The organism is Pseudomonas monteilii NBRC 103158 = DSM 14164, from assembly GCF_000730605.1.
GTDB lineage: Bacteria > Pseudomonadota > Gammaproteobacteria > Pseudomonadales > Pseudomonadaceae > Aquipseudomonas > Aquipseudomonas monteilii.
On the sequence record NZ_BBIS01000012.1, the window covers coordinates 78,141 to 94,827 of the forward strand.

The 16,687-nt window shown below is 62.5% G+C and carries 11 protein-coding genes and 3 pseudogenes; 8 read left to right on the forward strand and 6 right to left on the reverse strand.

The window, feature by feature from the left end; genetic code table 11:
• Positions 1 to 3: 3 nt before the first annotated feature.
• Positions 4 to 1,122 carry a glycosyltransferase 61 family protein gene (locus PM2_RS07390; RefSeq protein WP_016713996.1) on the reverse strand — a complete coding sequence of 373 codons (1,119 nt, stop codon included), beginning with the start codon at positions 1,120 to 1,122 and terminating at the stop codon, positions 4 to 6.
• Between the two features lie 73 nt (positions 1,123 to 1,195).
• A complete protein-coding gene (locus tag PM2_RS07395) occupies positions 1,196 to 2,350 on the reverse strand; it encodes a GNAT family N-acetyltransferase (protein WP_016713995.1) in 1,155 nt (384 codons plus the stop codon).
• A 457-nt stretch (positions 2,351 to 2,807) separates the two neighbouring features.
• Between PM2_RS07395 and PM2_RS07400 the strand changes: the two genes are divergently transcribed.
• The 3 genes from PM2_RS07400 (at position 2,808) to PM2_RS07410 (ending at position 6,250) form a co-directional block, all read left to right on the forward strand.
• Positions 2,808 to 4,427, forward strand: coding sequence for an NADP-dependent glyceraldehyde-3-phosphate dehydrogenase (locus tag PM2_RS07400; RefSeq protein WP_028698878.1), 1,620 nt, complete (start codon positions 2,808 to 2,810; stop codon positions 4,425 to 4,427).
• 110 nt (positions 4,428 to 4,537) lie between these two features.
• Positions 4,538 to 5,005: a VOC family protein gene (locus PM2_RS07405; protein ID WP_028698877.1), complete on the forward strand. Its 468-nt coding sequence runs from the start codon at positions 4,538 to 4,540 to the stop codon at positions 5,003 to 5,005.
• Between the two features lie 63 nt (positions 5,006 to 5,068).
• Complete coding sequence (locus tag PM2_RS07410; protein WP_028698876.1) at positions 5,069 to 6,250, forward strand: DUF8534 domain-containing protein; 1,182 nt, start codon at positions 5,069 to 5,071, stop codon at positions 6,248 to 6,250.
• Between the two features lie 109 nt (positions 6,251 to 6,359).
• Here PM2_RS07410 and ilvA read toward each other — a convergent pair whose 3' ends face one another.
• A complete protein-coding gene (gene ilvA / locus PM2_RS07415) occupies positions 6,360 to 7,919 on the reverse strand; it encodes a threonine ammonia-lyase, biosynthetic (protein WP_028698875.1) in 1,560 nt (519 codons plus the stop codon).
• 181 nt (positions 7,920 to 8,100) lie between these two features.
• On the reverse strand, positions 8,101 to 8,532 hold the full coding sequence (locus PM2_RS07420) for a PACE efflux transporter (RefSeq protein ID WP_016713990.1): 432 nt from the start codon (positions 8,530 to 8,532) through the stop codon (positions 8,101 to 8,103).
• Positions 8,533 to 8,725: 193 nt separating this feature from the next.
• On the opposite strand from PM2_RS07420, the pseudogene PM2_RS07425 reads away from it, so the two are divergent.
• The 3 pseudogenes from PM2_RS07425 to PM2_RS07435 all read left to right on the forward strand — a co-directional run.
• Positions 8,726 to 9,154, forward strand: a pseudogene (locus PM2_RS07425) (glycosyltransferase); the annotation flags it as partial.
• Between the two features lie 148 nt (positions 9,155 to 9,302).
• Positions 9,303 to 9,986 (forward strand): annotated as a pseudogene (locus PM2_RS07430) (DUF4434 domain-containing protein).
• A gap of 5 nt (positions 9,987 to 9,991) precedes the next feature.
• A pseudogene (locus tag PM2_RS07435) lies at positions 9,992 to 10,192 on the forward strand (nucleotidyl cyclase domain-containing protein); the annotation flags it as partial.
• On the opposite strand, the gene PM2_RS07440 reads toward PM2_RS07435, so the two are convergent.
• Together PM2_RS07440 and PM2_RS07445 are read right to left on the reverse strand one after the other, a co-directional pair.
• Positions 10,167 to 11,465 carry an ATP-binding protein gene (locus tag PM2_RS07440; protein ID WP_016713987.1) on the reverse strand — a complete coding sequence of 433 codons (1,299 nt, stop codon included), beginning with the start codon at positions 11,463 to 11,465 and terminating at the stop codon, positions 10,167 to 10,169. The pseudogene PM2_RS07435 and the gene PM2_RS07440 sit on opposite strands and share 26 nt — an antisense overlap.
• A 6-nt stretch (positions 11,466 to 11,471) precedes the next feature.
• On the reverse strand, positions 11,472 to 12,173 hold the full coding sequence (locus PM2_RS07445; protein ID WP_016713986.1) for a response regulator: 702 nt from the start codon (positions 12,171 to 12,173) through the stop codon (positions 11,472 to 11,474).
• A 159-nt stretch (positions 12,174 to 12,332) separates the two neighbouring features.
• On the opposite strand from PM2_RS07445, the gene PM2_RS07450 reads away from it, so the two are divergent.
• Together PM2_RS07450 and PM2_RS07455 are read left to right on the forward strand one after the other, a co-directional pair.
• Positions 12,333 to 13,508, forward strand: a complete 1,176-nt coding sequence (locus PM2_RS07450) for an efflux RND transporter periplasmic adaptor subunit (protein WP_028698873.1) — start codon at positions 12,333 to 12,335, stop codon at positions 13,506 to 13,508.
• An 11-nt stretch (positions 13,509 to 13,519) separates the two neighbouring features.
• Complete coding sequence (locus PM2_RS07455) at positions 13,520 to 16,666, forward strand: multidrug efflux RND transporter permease subunit (RefSeq protein ID WP_016713984.1); 3,147 nt, start codon at positions 13,520 to 13,522, stop codon at positions 16,664 to 16,666.
• Positions 16,667 to 16,687: the final 21 nt, after the last annotated feature.

A 16,687-nucleotide genomic window follows, 5' to 3' on the forward strand; every position in this document is an offset into this window, starting at 1 on the left:
CGGTTATCGCGCAAACAGATCAAGCGTGCGTTCCACTTCACCAATATCGATCCTGAAACCATCGCCCTCCGGTATCCCCACCACAAAGCCGAACTGCTGGTGGTCGCGGTCCGTCAGGTATTTGTAGTAACTGACAAACCGGTTAGGCGGCTGCAAGGTCAGCAGGCTACCGCCAGGCTGCAACACATTCACACCATGCACCAGTTGGCTACCCTCTACGCCAATGACCACGTTTGCCCCGGCACAGGCTGCGACAATACTCGGTACATCAGACTTCAGCGGGTTGACCACGCGAAACCCACGGGTAACCCGCAAATGCTCGGCAAGCTCCAGCTCATTGCGCAGCAGGCGCAGGTCGCCGTCGCCGCCCCGCAGCAGGAACACGCCTGGGTGTGGGGCGTGCGACACATGCGACAGCAGCTTGTCCCCCATGGCCCTGTAGCGGGCGTGACGGCTACGGTTGTTGCTCTGATCGTCGAACAGCACCAGCTCACGGAAAAACGCACTGCGCAGGCGCAGCGGCTTCATGTCCAGCCAGTCTTCATAGGCGGGGGCCTGGGTAAACAGCGGGTACTTGGCCGAGGGGGCGGTGGTCACGGGGATGCCTTCATTACAGGCCAGCGCATAGGTCGGGCAATCTTCCATCAGCCAGGTGCCAAACCAGGAATTGCCGTTTTGCGTGCAATAAATAGCTGCACGATCAATTTCGTTGTCCACGATGATGCCCGGAAAGGTGCTGGGTTTCAGTGACAACCAATGGCTGGCCTTGCCCTTGTACAACGCACCATCGACCAACCACACATTCTTGATCAGGTAGCCCCGGGTTGGCCCTTGTACCGTACTGATGCCGCCCTCCATGGTGCGCGCAGGGTGTACGTAGGGGTAAAAACGCTTGCCCTCCCAGCCCGTCACCCGCTCCAGCTGGCCGGGCAGGTAGATGGCCGGTGGCGACACCGTGGTCTCGCCCGGCGCAATGTCCCAGCTCTTGGTGGCCACACTCTTGAGGTCGATGGCCGTGTTCTTGCCTAGGCGCTTGCGTGCCATGTAGCGGTAGGCAGCCAGTGTCCAGGTGTGCTGCCTGGCTGCAAGCGATGCAATGAACTGCGAGATGTCGCTTCCCATGAAGCGTCCTCCCTTGGTAACGAAATCAGAAACCGGGCGCATCGCGCCCTCTCTACGCATCCCTGGCTAACACTCAGTTGGACATCACCCTTTCCATCGCGGGAGGGGATTGCAGGTTGGCATACCGGCTGCGCAGCGCTTCCACGAACGGTTCGCCTGCGCCGTTGCCGCCATACAGGTAAATCTTGTGCAGCCCGCCAAACACCATTTCATGGTAGCGGCTGGCAAATTCTTCTTCACTCGGCCCCTCGGGCAACCCCAGGTGCAACGTGAGCTTGTCGCCTTCGACCGCGAACATCGGCGTGTCCCACAAAAACTTCGCCGTGCCGGCCTTGGGCAAGCGAACGAACAGGTAGGCATGGTTGCCCAACGAGTCGATATCGCCGCCACGCCGGCGCTTCCACTTCAACAGCCCGTCATCTGGCCGCGCCAGGCACAGGCCAATGTCGTAATAATCGAAGCCCTGTTCCAGCGCCCACTCAAGGGCCATGAACGTGGTGATGGAGTTCACTTCGCGCAACTTCTTGGCATCGGAAAACACCGCTTCGCAATAGCCAAAGCGCAAGGTGCTCCAGTAGCGCTTGCCGCCGCGCACCACTTCGCACCCCAAGTGGCAGCCGATTACCTCATCGCCCAAGGTAATCAGGTCGAGCCGGCCAACGCTCTTGGCAATCCGGAACACTTCGTCCGTGGGGAACTGTGCCGCATGTATGCCTTGCCTGGCCGTGGCATAGGGGCGCAGCAGGTCCCGGTCAGCCATGGCGATCTCGTCGTCCGAGAGGGTTTTACGCATCTGGTAAAGCGGGCGGTTCTTGCGGATGCTGCGGCGCAGTTCGCTGTCGTAGCGGGCCGTGATGTCTTCCAGCGGCCGCCCCAGCGGAACCACGGCACTCAGGTAATGCGGCACCGACAACGCGCCCGTCGTGGGCATTTCGCTAATCACCACAACATGGTTGGCCGCCGCAGTCGCGCTTGCACCCTCCACGACCGATGCGCTGCCCTGACCCTTGCCGCCAATCAGCAGTTTGGCCATTTCCCGTTGCTGCTTGCGCCCTATGTAGAGGATTTCGTACGGGCTTTCCTGCTGCATCCGGAACCTGGCAACTTCCCAACGCCAGAAACAGGCACGCGCCAACACTTCACGCACCTTGCTGGCCAGCAGCCTCATTTCGTAGCGCATGGAGGGCGACAGGAATTTTCGCGCCACAGCCGTCAAGGTCTCTTTCATTTCTTCTTCGACGCCCTTTGAAGTGCTCTATGGTCTATCGGAAAAAGAGAAAAAATCAGCAAAAACACCTAACGTCTTGATTTTTATAGTATGAACTCAAACTTCTTTATCACATTCAGTAACAATTTAAGATGCCTGCAAACGCTTTGGCAAGCGGTTCCCCGCTAACTTTAGATCAAGTTTAATGGCGTCAAAATTCCTGCATGAAGTGCATGCCCAACAAGCACTTTGCTATAACCGTGCCCGGCGCGCGCCGCTGCAATTATCACTTCGCTATCAATCGATAACCCTTGATGCCGTCTTTGCATAACAGTCCTTGAACCCTAAGGTGACCTGTCGACAAGCACGAGGGGCCACGTTGAGCCAGACTGGTGTTTTTTCGGCAGCCGGTGCATGCTCGCAGCTGAAGCGATTCACCCGGCTTGAAAACCGCCCTGCCAAGTGAGGTGCAGTACCCATGGACCGTCTGCTCGATTCACTCTTCCCCAACGCCGAAAGCATCCCGCAAATCTGGCGCCTGGAAGCCCCCCTGGAACAACGTGATTACCTGGTGAACGGCGAGCTCAGGCGCTGGGACGGCGCCCTGGCCACGGTACGCAGCCCGGTCTGGCTCAAAGAAGGCGGCGAAGAACGCCAAGTGGTGCTGGGCAGCACCCCACTGCTTGATGCCGACACCGCCCTTACCGCGCTCGACGCTGCGGTTCAGGCCTACGACAAGGGCCGTGGTGCCTGGCCGAACATGCGTGTGGCCGAGCGTATCCAGCACGTCGAAACCTTCCTGGCACGCATGCACGAGCAGCGCCAGGCCGTGGTCAAGTTGCTGATGTGGGAGATTGGCAAAAACCTCAAGGACTCGGAAAAGGAATTCGACCGCACCTGCGACTACATCGTCGACACCATCAACGCCCTCAAGGATCTCGACCGCCGCTCCAGCCGCTTCGAGCTTGAACAAGGCACGCTGGGCCAGATCCGCCGGGCGCCGCTGGGTGTCGCCCTGTGCATGGGCCCCTACAACTACCCGCTCAATGAAACCTTCACCACGCTGATCCCCGCGCTGATCATGGGCAATACCGTGGTATTCAAGCCCGCCAAGTTCGGTGTGCTGTTGATCCGCCCGCTGCTCGAAGCCTTCCGTGACAGCTTCCCGCCCGGGGTGATCAACGTCATCTATGGTCGAGGCCGGGAAACCGTGAGCGCGCTGATGGCCAGCGGCAACGTCGATGTGTTCGCCTTCATCGGTACCCACAAGGCCGCCAGCGACCTGAAAAAGTTGCACCCACGCCCTCACCGCCTGCGCGCCGCGCTGGGGCTGGATGCCAAGAACCCGGGTATCGTGCTGCCCCAGGTCGACCTCGACAACGCCGTAGAAGAAGCGGTCACCGGTGCACTGTCGTTCAACGGCCAGCGCTGCACGGCACTGAAAATCCTGTTTGTCCACGAGGATGTGGTCGACGCCTTCCTCGACAAGTTCCAGCGCAAACTGGCCGCGCTCAAACCTGGCATGCCGTGGGAGCCGGGTGTAGCACTGACACCGCTGCCCGAGCCTGGCAAGGTCGACTACCTCGACGGCCTGGTTGCCGATGCCACGGCCAAGGGCGCACGCGTGTTCAACGAAGGTGGCGGGCAGAGCCGCGGCTCATTCTTCTACCCGGCCTTGCTGTACCCGGTTAACCACGAAATGCGCGTATACCATGAAGAGCAATTCGGCCCCCTGGTGCCTGTAGTACCCTACCGCGACCTGCAAACCGTGATCGACTACGTGCTGGACTCCGATTACGGCCAGCAACTGAGCCTGTTCGGCAACGACCCGGCAACCATTGGCAGCCTGGTCGACACCTTCGCCAACCAGGTCGGGCGCATCAACATCAATGCGCAGTGCCAACGTGGCCCGGACACCTACCCGTTCAACGGCCGCAAGAACAGCGCCGAAGGCACCCTGTCGGTGCATGACGCCTTGCGTGTGTTCTCCATCCGCACACTGGTCGCCACCCGCTTCCAGGAGGCCAACAAGGCGCTGATCAGCGAAATCATCCGCAACCGCCAGTCGAGCTTCCTGACCACCGACTATATCTTCTGACGGCCGCGCTTATAGGAAATTGATCTAGCGCCAATGTCGATTTTCCCTCTGTGCAAACGACTCTAAGCGACAGGGCGCCCTCCGGCGCCCACTGCGAAGGAGAGTCGAACATGGCAGCCAAACCCATCCCCGAAGGCCAGCACAGCCTTACCCCGTACCTGGCCATCAACGATGCCGCCAAGGCCATCGAGTTCTACAAGCAGGCCTTTGGTGCAGTCGAAATGTTCCGCCTCGATGCCCCAGGTGGCCGTGTGGGCCATGCCGAGCTGAAAATCGGTGATTCCTCGCTGATGCTGGGCGACCCCTGCGACATGGAGGGCGGCCTTACCGCCAGCCAGAAACTCAGCGGCGCAGGCGTGGGCCTGCACCTGTATGTCGAGGACTGCGACAAGGTCTACGCCCAAGCATTGGCGGCCGGCGGCACCCAGTTGCATCCGTTGACGGACCAGTTCTACGGCGACCGCAGCGGCACCCTGAAAGACCCGTTCGGCAATATCTGGTTCGTCTCCACCCACAAGGAGGACCTCACCCCGGACGAAATTCGTGCCCGCGCCGCGAAGATGTTTGGCGGCAACTGAGCGGCAAGTTGAAAGCGGCGCGACTTTGCTTGAAGCTTGAGGCTCGTAGCTCGGAGCTGCTTCATGCGAATCATCGACAAATCCGCCGCACAGGTGCGCAGCCTGACCCCCGCCGAAGAAGAGCTGCTGGTCGGCTTTGCCACCGGCAGCCTCGGCGGCCCACGCCTGCTGCAGGCCAACCAGCTGCTGATGAAAGTGCGCAATGCAAACCAGTGGCTGGCCTGTGACTGCCGCAGCGACGCCTTGCCGGTGCTCAATGTCACCCTCAACGGCAGCACCGGCACGCTGTTTCTCAAAAACAACCCGGGCACGGCAGAACACACACCCGGCTGCCCGTTCACCAAGGACGAGCGTGAGGCCGACGAGCGTGAAAACGACCCTGCCCCCCCTGCAGCCTGGCTGCCGCCCGACACGCCACTGCGCCTGATCGGCGACTTTCGCAGCGCCACCAGCAGTGCCAGCGGCGATAGCAACGACCGCCGCGAACAACAGCGCCTGCTGTCACTGCTGCTGACCTGGATCGAAACCAGCGGCCTCAATCTTTACGCCACCCACCTGAAAAAGGACCTGACCACCCAGTTTGCTGAATTGCGCAGCGTGGCCAGCCGCTACCCGCTGCTGGAGCGGGTGCCCGCCAGCAATTACCTGGAAACCCGCCTGGACATGAAGCACATGATGATGCTCAAGTCCCGACTTCGCGAAGCCACGGTGTTCGGTAACCACCGCCGCCACGGCTTGCTGCTGGACTGTGTCGACCAGATCAAAGGGCGCAAGCTGTTCAACAACCGCAGTGAAGATGGTTTCGACTTCCAGGGGCACCACCTGTATTGGGGCGGTAGCCGTACCACCGGGCCATTACTGGCGCTGATGATCTACTCACCCACCAGCGCCGGTAGCCATTTCTATGAGCTGATCCATGTGGCCAGCGTACCGGTGCTGTCCCGTGCCCACTTGTTCCCTGTGTATCGCGATGAAGAGCGTGAGCCGCTCAAGGCGTTGGTGTCGTTGATTGACTGGATGGCCAGCAAAGGTGTGAAAGTGCAAATGCGCCGGCCGGTCATCGGCGGGCAGGTCATGGATGAACTGGTGCTGACCTCGGACCAGGACCGCGTGCTGTCGGTGTCATTGCTGGAGCAGCCGATCGGGCCCGAGCCAGATGCCGAGAACTTCAAGCGCTATGCCGACTTCAAGAGCCTGGAAACCTTCCGCAAGTTCGTTGCCGGCTTTTTCATGCGTGAACGCTGAAATCCTAGGGCCGCTTCGCGGCCCAGCGCCGGCAAGCCAGCTCCCACAGGGACCGCGCAATGCTGAATAGCTACGCAGTACTCAGTACAGGCAGCCCCAAGCTTTCAGGTCACCCTAGGAACAGCTTGTAAGCCGGGTTATCCGTCTCATCCCAATACCGATACCCCATCTCATCCAGCGCCAACGGCAACCCCGCTACCTCGTCCCCCGGCACCTCCAACGCCGCGAATACCCGGGCCTCCGCCGCCCCATGGTTGCGGTAGTGGAACAGGCTGATGTTCCAGCGCTTGCCCAGCCGCTCCAAAAAGCCCAACAATGCCCCGGGCCGCTCGGGGAACTCGAAACGCATGACCCGCTCATCCGCACCCGGCGCGGCGTGGCCACCCACGGTATGACGCACATGCAGCTTGGCCAGCTCGTTTTCGGTCAGGTCCAGCACGCTGTAACCCTGCTCGCGCAGGTTGGCCAGCAACTGCTCGCGCGGGTCGTGCAGCGGATGGGTCTGCACACCCACAAACAGGCGAGCTTCCTTACCCGGGTAATAGCGATAGTTGAACTCGGTGATCTGCCGCTTGCCCAGCGCCTGGCAAAACGCGCGGAAGCTGCCCGGCTGTTCCGGAATGGTCACAGCGATGATCGCCTCGCGCTGTTCCCCCAGCTCGGCCCGCTCGGCCACATGGCGCAGGCGGTCGAAGTTGACGTTCGCCCCGGAATCGATGGCCACCAGCGTCTGCCCCTGTACGCCGTCGCGTGCCACGTACTTTTTGATCCCGGCCACCGCCAAGGCGCCGGACGGCTCGGTGATCGAACGGGTATCGTCGTAGATGTCCTTGATCGCCGCACACAGCTCATCGCTGCTCACGGTCACCACCTCGTCGACGAAGTGCCGGCACAGCTCGAAGCAATGGGCGCCGATCTGCGCCACCGCTACACCATCGGCGAACGTACCGACCTGCGGCAGGATCACCCGCTCACCAGCAGCCATGGCAGCCTGCAGGCAGTTGGAGTCTTCCGGCTCCACGCCGATCACCTTCACCTCCGGGCGCAGGTACTTCACATAGGCAGCAATGCCAGCGATCAAGCCGCCACCACCGACCGGTACGAAGATGGCATCCAGCGCCCCCGGGCGCTGGCGCAGGATTTCCATGGCCACCGTGCCCTGCCCGGCGATCACGTCCGGGTCATCGAACGGTGGCACGAAGGTGGCCCCTTCACTGTCGGCCAGCTTCAACGCGTGCGCCAAGGCGTGCGGAAAGCTTTCACCGTGCAGCACCACATGGCCGCCACGCGAACGCACCCCCTCTACCTTCAGCGATGGCGTGGTGGTTGGCATGACGATGGTGGCCTTCATGCCCAGGTGCGAGGCTGCCATGGCCACGCCTTGGGCATGGTTGCCGGCCGAAGCGGTAATGACCCCGCGCTCACGCTGCGCACGGGTCAGGCGCGACAGCCGGGTGTAGGCACCACGGATCTTGAACGAGAAGGTCGGCTGCAGGTCTTCGCGCTTGAGCAATACCTGGTTACCCAGGCTGGCAGACAAGGCAGGCGCGGCTTGCAGGGGCGTTTCGATGGCCAGGTCGTACACCGGGGCGGCAAGAATGCGCCGCACCTGTTCCGACAGCAGTTGCTGGGGGGTGACTGCAGTACGCGGGACGCTGAAGCTGGTCATCGATGACTCCTTGGCTGTTTTCAGTGTGCCCAGGAGTCAGAGAGAAGAAACCCGCCTCCAGGGCGGGTTCGGTGCACGTACGCGCTAGCCCGCCAAGCTGATAATGGCGGTAATAATAATGGCGCTCACGTGCGGGAATGTATTCATGGGGTAGGAACTTAGCCGGTAGCGCAGCACAAAGTCAACACTTGGCTTGCTGCGCCGAAAGCGGCACATCGAACACCTTGTCGAACCCCCACTGGAAGACAAAGGCGTAAACGAAGAAGAACACGAACAACGCCAGGTTGGTCAGCAGCGCCGCCCACAGGCTGACGTCCAGCCAGTACGCCACCAGCGGCAGCAAAATCACCACCAGACCACCCTCGAAACCCAGCGCATGCAGCAAGCGCCGCATGAAGGTGCGCTCACGCTGATGCTGGCGCGCTTCCCAACGCTCGAACACCCAGTTGTAGCCCATGTTCCAGCTCATCGCGATGCCCGACATCAGCACCGACAGCACGGTCGACTGCGCCATGCCGGCACCGAACGCCAGCTCCAGTGCAGGCGCCACGCAGGCCACAGCGATGGCCTCGTAAAGAATGGCCTGGACGATCTTGCGCGCCTTGCCTTGCATGTTCAGCTCCCTGGGTAAACGACCTGTAAAACTACAAGATGTGGCCCACAAGAAAAAGCCCGAATTTTGGACAACCTCGTATTCGGCTGCTTGTATCTATCCCGTACAAACGGCGACATGTCGTACAACTTCGTCGAGGGAACCGAGCGAGGATACAGACGATGGCCTACTCCACCCTGCCGGTGACTGCCACATGAGCCTGGCATTCATCGATTTTCTCACCTATGTGCTGTTCGGCCTGAAGATCCTGGCGATCACCCTCGCCTTGTTGATGTTCCTGCTGGGCCTGGACGACCTGTTCATCGACCTGTGCTACTGGGGGCGAAAGCTGATCCGGCGTTTTCGCATCTACGACAAGTTTGAGAAAGCCGACGAGAAACGCCTGTACGAAGTCCCGGAAAAACCTTTGGCCATCATGGTCCCGGCCTGGAATGTAGTGGGCGTGGTCGGTGAAATGGCGCACCTGGCGGCCTCCACCATCGACTACGAGAACTACCAGATCTTTGTCGGCACCTACCCGAACGACCCGCAAACCCAGGCCGACGTCGACGCGGTGTGCCTGCACTACCCCAACGCGCACAAGGTGGTGTGCGCCCGCCCCGGCCCCACCAGCAAGGCCGAAGATCCTCGCCTTCTGCCTGCTTGCCCTGTGCCTGCCGGCCACAGCTGACCAGCGCCTGTTCTACCAACCCCTGAACCGCGATGCCAGTATCACCCCTGCCCAGTGGCAACAGCTGTGGCACGCCACCGTGGCGTAGGGTGGCAAGACCTTGATCGTGCAGTGGAGCGCGTATGGTGACAGCGATTTTGGCGGTGCCCAGGGCTGGCTGGCAAACAGCCTGCGCTCGGCGCATGCCCAAGGGCTGCAACTGGTCTTGGGGTTGTACATGGACCCGGCCTATTACCAACGCCTTGAAGCGTTGGACGGCGAAGGTCAGAACAGCTACTGGAAAGCGCAGTTGGGCCGCTCGCTCAGCCAATACCAGCAACTGCGCAACGCCTGGCAGTTGCCGGTGGATGGCTGGTACCTCCCCATGGAGCTGGACGACCAGCATTTTCGCGAGGCTGAACGGCGCGATGCGCTGTACATCCAGTTGCAGGCCTTCAACCGCCAGCTGGACAAACCGTTGCATATCAGTGCGTTCAGCGCGGGCAAATTGTCGCCAGGAATCAACGCTGCGTGGCTGGAGCAACTGGCCGGGTTGGGCTTGACTGTCTGGTGGCAGGATGGCGCCGGGACCGGGCGTTTGTCCGCGTTGGTGCGCCAAGGCTACGAATAGGCTTTGCCGTGCCGGGTGGGCGTGGTGCGCGAGGCGTTCCGCCAGGTGAGCGGGCCAGGGCAGGCATTCAGGGCTGAGCCTGCCGAACCGAAGCTGGGTAGTGGGTGCCATGCCGAGGCGGTGTTTGCCTTGCGCTACCGGCCCTGGGCCCGAGGCGTGTTGCCACAGAATTGAGTCACCAGGTGGAGGCATTGGTACGCAGAGTGCGTGAAGATGCAGGCACACACCCGGTAACCATCAGTATCGGCCTGGCGCAGCTGTCCCCAGGCGATACGTTGACCATGGCGCCGATCAAGGCTGACCAGGCGCTGTATGAAGCCAAGCACACGGGCAAAGACCGGTTTGTGTTGTGGACTACCCGGCTGGCAGCCGAATCCTGAACTGCGCACCGCCCAGTGCCGATTGCGCGACCGTCAAGGTCCCGCCCTGCCCCTCGATCGCTCGCCGGCTGATCGCCAACCCAAGGCCAAACCCGCCGGTGTTGCGATCGCGGCTGCGGTCCAGGCGGTAGAACGGTTGGAAAATCCGCTCGCGCTCCTCAACCGGTATGCCAATGCCGTCATCCTCCACTGTCAGCAGGCAGGCACCATCGCCCTCCAGCCGCAGGCGCAGCAACAGGCTTTCATCGCAATAACGCATGGCATTGCGCACCAGGTTCTGCACCGCACGCGCCGTCAAGCGCGGGTCCAGCACGAACCGGGGCAGATTACCCTCGGCCTGCACTTCCCAACGAATACCCCGGCCATCGAGTTCCTCGGCAAAACCACCGAGCACGCTGTCGACCAGCTCCAGCAACGATACTTCAACCCGCTCGCGGGCCTGGTCGGCATTGTACAGCCGGCTGTAGGACAGCAGTTCCAGCACCAGTTCATCCAGCTCACGCACATGCCCCACCAGTTCCAGCAGACGTTTGCGGCTGGCCGGCGGTACTTCGTCGAACAGCAATACCAAGCCGAAATCCAGCCGGGTCAGGGGTGTGCGCAATTCGTGCGACACTGCATTCAGCAGCTCGCGCTGCTGGTTGACGTGGCGCTCCAGGTCGCTGGCCATGGTGTCGAACACGCCGGCCAGCTCACCAATGTTGGAATGCGGTGAAATGTGCGTACGTTCGGCCATCTGCCCCTGACCCAGGCGCCGGGCGGTTTCCTTCAGGCGCTCCAGGTCGCGCCAGTGCGGCCATACCCACAGCAGCAGGCACCCCAGCATGGCCGCACCGATCAGTACGGTCACCCCCCACGACAACACGTTGATGTCCAGCGGGTCTGGCGGTGAGTGCAGGCGCACCAGCCATTCCTTGTCCAGCGGTGCCAGCACCGTTTCGTAGTAGCCCCACTCGGCAATGCGCACCGCGTACAAACCATGCTCCAGGCGCGCCTGTTCCTCATCGCTCAGGCCGGCTTGGTCCATGCGCAGCAGTTGCAATTCCAGCGGCGCGAAATCGCTGGCCAGTTCTTGCGCCACGGCTGGCCACTGCTCGCGCGGGGCCTGGCGGAACTGGCGCACGATCAACGCCTGCACGCCCTTGGCCTGGTCCAGGTTGTAGGCCATGAAGCGGTCGCGGAACAGGCCGACAATGGTGTCGGGGATGAACAGCAACGCACCGGCGTAGGCAACGATGATCACCAGGTACAGCCGCACCAGGATCTTGAGCATGGCCGATCAGCACTCCCACTCGACGCGGCTGAACAGGTAACCCTTGCCCCACACGGTCTTGATCTTGCGCGCTTCGCCGGCGTTGTCGTCGAACTTGCGCCTCAGTTTGGAGATGGCCACGTCCACGGAACGATCGGTGCCATTGAACTCGATACCCCGCAGTTGTTGCAGGATTCGGTCGCGGTTCATCACCTCGCCCGCATTGCGTGCCAGCACCACCAGCAGGTTGTACTCACCACTGGACAGCTCCACTTCTTCGCCACGCCAACTGACCGTGCGCTCGGCCAGGTCGATGCGCAACCCCCCGATCAGGATCAGGTCGTTGTCCAGGCGCGGCTCATTGATGCTGCTACGACGCAGCAGCGTACGCACCCGGGCCAGCAGCACGCGTGGTTCACAGGGTTTGGTCACGTAATCATCGGCCCCCATTTCCAGGCCCAGTACCTGGTCATGGCTGTCATCACGCGCAGTCAGCATCAGGATGGGCAGGCTCTGCGACTCCTGGCGCAACAGGCGGCACAGTTGCAAGCCGTCGATGCCCGGCAGCATCAGGTCGAGGATGACCAGGTCCGGTTTTTGCCGGCGGAACTCGTCCAGCACATGGTCTCCCCGGGCGATCACCTGGACATGAAAGTCGTTGCGTTGCAGGTAGCTGGCGATCAGTTCGGACAGGGCGCTGTCGTCTTCGACCAGGAAAATATTCGGCATAGGTGCTAGAGAATCCGGGTGCAGGTGTACGCAGAATATATAACCCTACCGGCCCAGAGGATTGATCTTCACACTTTTTCACACTCACCCTACAGGTATTAACAGCCGCCAGTGCAACAGCTGCCGTAGCATATACCCGGTCATCATCGGAAGATCCGCATGCCTACTACCTTCCCCCCTCGCCTGCGCCCAGTGGCGCTTCTGGCGTTTATGAGCTTGTCCCTGGCTGGCTGTGGCGACAGCGCCGAGCAAGACGAAAAGGCCCCTACCCCGCAGGTGCGGGTGGAAACCCTGCAATTGCAGCCCTTGGCGATAAGCAGCGAGCTCAGTGGCCGCATTCTCGCCCCGCGCACCGCCGAAGTGCGCGCACGGGTCGCGGGCGTGGTACTCAAACGCGTGTACCGCGAAGGCAGTGACGTCAAGCAAGGCGATGTGCTGTTCCTGATCGACCCGGCGCCATTCAAGGCCGACCATGACAGTGCCCGCGCCACCTTGGCCAAGGCCGAGGCCACCCTGTACCAGGCACGCCTGCAAGAGCAGCGCTACCGCGAGCTGGTCGACGACAAGGCCGTCAGCCGCCAGGAATACGACAACGCCAAAGCGAGCTTCCTGCAGGCCAACGCCGACGTGGCCGCCGCCAAGGCCGCCCTGGAGCGCACCCGCCTGAACCTCGGCTACGCCACGGTAACCGCGCCGATTTCCGGCCGTATCGGCCGCGCCCAGGTCACCGAAGGCGCCCTGGTCGGGCAAAACGAAAGCACGGCGCTGGCGACCATCCAGCAGCTGGACCCGATCCACGCCGACGTCACCCAGTCCACCCGCGAGCTCAACGCCTTGCGCCGCGCCTTGCGCGCAGGCGAGCTGCAGCAGGTGGGCGACGGCCAGGCCCGCGCCACGCTGATCCAGGACGATGGCAGTGCCTACCCGCTGCCAGGCAAGCTGCTGTTCTCCGACATCAGCGTCGACCCCAGCACCAACCAGATCACCCTGCGCAGCGAGTTCCCCAACCCGGACCTCGACCTGCTGCCCGGCAGCTATGTGCGTGTGCGCCTGGAGCAAGCCGTACAGCCCAAAGGCCTGAGCGTGCCGCAGCGGGCCATCCTGCGCGACAGTGCTGGCGTGCCCAAGGTGCTGGTGGTCGACGCACAGGCCCGGGTCAGCGACCGCCAGGTGGTACTGGGCAGCGCCCAGGGTGATCGCTGGGTCGTCAGCGAAGGCCTGACGCCAGGCGAGCAGGTGGTGGTCGAAGGCCTGCAACACGTCAAGGCCGGTGACCAGGTGCAGGTCGACAACGCAACGGGCACAGCGCCCATCGCACAGCACACCGGCCAGTGAGGGCCTGATTCATGCCGCAATTCTTCATCGACCGCCCGGTGTTCGCCTGGGTGGTCGCACTGTTCATCCTGTTGGCCGGCGCGCTGGCCATCCCGCAGCTGCCGGTAGCCCAGTACCCGAACGTGGCCCCGCCGCAGGTGGAAATCTACGCCGTATACCCAGGCGCCTCCGCCGCGACCATGGACGAAAGCGTGGTCAGCCTGATCGAGCAGGAGCTCAACGGCGCCGACAACCTGCTGTACTTCGAGTCGCAAAGCAGCCTAGGCAGCGCCACCATCACCGCCACCTTCGCCCCGGGCACCAACCCGGACCTGGCCCAGGTTGACGTGCAGAACCGCCTGAAGGTGGTCGAGTCGCGCCTGCCGCGCCCGGTCACCCAGCAGGGTCTGCAGGTAGAAAAGGTGTCTACCGGGTTCCTGCTGCTGGCCACCCTCACCTCTGAAGATGGCAAACTCGACGAAACCGCGCTGTCGGACATTCTCGCGCGCAATGTGATGGACGAAATCCGCCGCCTCAAGGGCGTCGGTAAAGCCCAGCTGTACGGTTCGGAACGCGCCATGCGCATCTGGATCGACCCGCGCAAGCTGATCGGCTTCAACCTCACGCCCAACGATGTGGCCGAGGCCATTGCCGCGCAGAACGCCCAGGTCGCGCCCGGCAGCATTGGCGACCTGCCCAGCCGTGGCACCCAGGAAATCACCGCTAACGTGGTGGTCAAGGGTCAACTGAGCACGCCCGAAGAGTTCGCCGCCATCGTCCTGCGGGCCAACCCGGACGGTTCCACGGTCACTATCGGTGACGTTGCCAGGGTCGAGATCGGCGCCCAGGAATACCAGTACGGCACCCGCCTGAACGGCAAGCCGGCCACCGCGTTCAGTGTGCAGCTGTCGCCGGGGGCCAACGCCATGGAAACCGCCACCCTGGTGCGGGCGAAAATGCAGGACCTGGCGCGCTACTTCCCGGAAGGCGTCACGTACGACATCCCCTACGACACTTCGCCGTTCGTCAAGGTGTCGATCGAGCAGGTCATCAACACCCTGTTCGAAGCCATGCTGCTGGTGTTCGCAGTGATGTTCCTGTTCCTGCAGAACCTGCGCTACACCCTGATCCCGACCCTGGTGGTGCCAGTGGCCCTGATGGGCACCTTCGCGGTCATGCTGGCGATGGGCTTTTCGGTCAACGTGCTGACCCTGTTCGGCATGGTGCTGGCCATCGGTATCCTGGTCGACGATGCGATCGTGGTGGTGGAAAACGTCGAACGCATCATGGCCGAAGAGGGCCTGCCGCCCAAAGAGGCCACGCGCAAGGCCATGGGCCAGATCAGCGGCGCGATCGTCGGCATCACCCTGGTGCTGGTGGCGGTGTTCCTGCCCATGGCTTTCATGCAAGGTTCGGTGGGGGTGATCTACCAGCAGTTCTCGGTGTCGATGGCGGTATCGATCCTGTTCTCGGCATTCCTGGCTCTCAGCCTGACCCCGGCGCTGTGCGCCACCTTGCTCAAACCGGTCGCCAAGGGTGAGCTGCATGAACGCAAGGGCTTCTTCGGCTGGTTCAACCGCCGCTTCGAAAGCCTAAGCAATGGCTACCAGGGCTGGGTGATGCAGGCGCTCAAGCGCAGCGGCCGCTACCTGCTGGTGTACGCGGTGCTGCTGGCGGTGCTGGGCTACGGTTTCAGTCAGTTGCCCACAGCGTTCCTGCCCACCGAAGACCAAGGCTACACCATTACCGACATTCAGCTGCCACCCGGCGCCAGCCGCATGCGCACCGAACAGGTGGCCGCGCAGATCGAGGCGCATAACGCCGAGGAAGCGGGCGTAGGCAACACCACGCTGATCCTGGGTTTCAGCTTCTCGGGTAGCGGGCAGAACGCAGCACTGGCATTCACCACGCTCAAGGACTGGTCCGAGCGTGGTGCCGACGACAGCGCCCAGTCGATTGCCGACCGCGCGACCATGGCCTTCACTCAGCTCAAGGATGCCGTGGCCTATACCGTGCTGCCGCCGCCTATCGACGGCCTGGGCGAGTCCACCGGCTTCGAATTCCGCCTGCAGGACCGTGGCGGCATGGGGCACGCCGCGTTGATGGCTGCCCGCGACACGCTGCTGGCCAGTGCCGGCAAAAGCAAGGTATTGACCAACGTGCGTGAAGCATCGCTGGCCGAAAGCCCGCAGGTGCAACTGGAAATCGACCGCCGCCAGGCCAATGCCCTGGGCGTTTCGTTTGCCGATATCGGCTCGGTGCTGGACGTGGCGGTGGGCTCCAGCTATGTCAACGACTTCCCCAACCAGGGCCGCATGCAGCGGGTGGTGGTGCAGGCCGAAGGCGACCAGCGTAGCCAGGTCGAAGACTTGCTGAAAATCCACGTGCGTAATAGCAGCGGCAAGATGGTGCCACTGGGCGCGTTCGTCCAGGCCAAGTGGGTCAGCGGGCCAGTGCAGCTGACCCGTTACAACGGCTACCCGGCGGTGTCGATTTCCGGCGAACCGGCAGCAGGCTACAGCTCGGGCGAGGCGATGGCGGAAGTCGAGCGCCTGGTCGCCCAACTGCCGCCTGGCGCCGGCCTGGAATGGACGGGGCTGTCGCTGCAGGAACGCTTGTCCGGCAGCCAGGCACCGATGCTGATGGCGCTGTCGTTGCTGGTGGTGTTCCTGTGCCTGGCGGCGCTGTACGAAAGCTGGTCGATTCCCACCGCCGTGCTGCTGGTAGTGCCCCTAGGCGTACTGGGTGCGGTGCTGGCCGTGACCCTGCGCGGCATGCCCAACGACGTGTTCTTCAAGGTTGGGCTGATTACCCTGATCGGTCTGTCGGCAAAAAACGCCATCCTGATCATCGAGTTCGCCAAGCACCTGGTCGACCAGGGCGTGGATGCCGTCGACGCTGCGGTGCAGGCCGCCCGCCTGCGCCTGCGCCCCATCGTGATGACCTCGCTGGCATTCATCCTCGGCGTGGTACCGCTGGCCATTGCCAGCGGCGCCAGCTCGGCCAGCCAGCAGGCCATCGGTACCGGGGTGATCGGCGGCATGCTCAGCGCCACCTTGGCGGTAGTGTTTGTGCCGGTGTTCTTCGTGGTGGTGATGCGGCTGGCGGGGCGTGGCAAAGCTGCTATTGAGCATGAAGGCGTGGTGAGCGTCGGCCAGGCCGAGCAGCCGCACGGGTAAAAGTGGGTATGTTAATATTGC